1 protein-coding gene is annotated in these 1,096 nt (G+C 69.3%); it reads right to left on the minus strand.

Going from position 1 to position 1,096, the window contains the following annotated elements:
- The coding region (locus ACIBK3_RS46770; RefSeq protein ID WP_399374779.1) for an IS481 family transposase at positions 1–988 on the minus strand (988 nt) is incomplete at its 3' end.
- Positions 989–1,096: the final 108 nt, after the last annotated feature.

Consider the following 1,096-nt stretch of genomic DNA (forward strand, 5'->3'; position numbering starts at 1 on the left):
TGTACTGCCCAGGCAGGTTGGTCAACCTGGTGATGGGCGGTTTGCCGCCGGTCGCGGTGTGGGGGCGGTGGTGATTGTAGTGATGGAGCCAGGCTGGCAGGGCTTTACGGCGGGCTGATTCGCTGGAGTAGAAACGTCCCAGGGCCCAGCCGTCGGCGAGGGTGCGGTGGAAGCGTTCGACTTTGCCGTTCGTCTGGGGCCGGTAGGGCCGGGTCTTCTTCGGCGTGATGGCGAGCTCGTCGCAGGCCCGGGACCAGTGCCGGGAGCGGTAGGCCGAGCCGTTGTCGGTCAGGACCCGCTCGACTGTCACCCCGCGGGCGGCGAACCAGGCCACCGCACGACACAGGACGTCGACTGCGGTGGCGGCCGTCTCGTCGTCGCGGATCTCGGCGTAGGCGACGCGGGAGTGGTCGTCGACGACGGTGTGGACGAACGCGGTCCCCAGCAGCGGGCCGCGGTACTTGTTGCGGGGCTTGTCGGGTGTTGCGGCACGGTTCCTGCGGCCCTGGACGCGTCCGACGTAGCGCCAGCCGCCGCCGTCGGGGACGTTACCCAGCTTCTTGACGTCGATGTGGAGCATGGCGCCGGGACGGTCGTGCTCGTAGCGGCGGACCGGCTCGCCGGTGGCGCGGTCGATGTGGGACAGGCGGTTGATCCGGCACCGGGTCAGGACCGCGTGGACGGTCGAGGCGGGCATGCCCAGCCGTCCGGCGATCTGGACCGGGCCCAGCCGCTGCTTCCAGCGCAGGTGCACGATCTTGCGGACCTGCGGCTGAGTGGTCCGGGCGGGACTGCGATGCGGCCGTGAGGACCGGTCGGCCATCGCGGCCGGACCTGATTCGGCATAACGGTCGGCCCATCGCCTGGCGGTGGGCCACGACACGTCGTAGCGCTCGGCCGCACGAGCGACCGGCCATCCCTCATCAACAATCAGACGCGCCAGGCGAAGACGGGCACGAGGAGTCAGAGCAGCGTTAGCGTGAGACACGAAGGCCTCCTGGTTGGCGGAGCGGTTCCTCGACAGCTCCACTCCACAACCGGAGGCCTTCGTCATCTCACAGAATCAGGCCGTGTCGCCGCACAGATTCGACCAACC

Origin of the sequence: Streptomyces sp. NPDC050287 (genome assembly GCF_044459385.1) — a bacterium.
Taxonomy (GTDB): Bacteria; Actinomycetota; Actinomycetes; order Streptomycetales; family Streptomycetaceae; genus Streptomyces.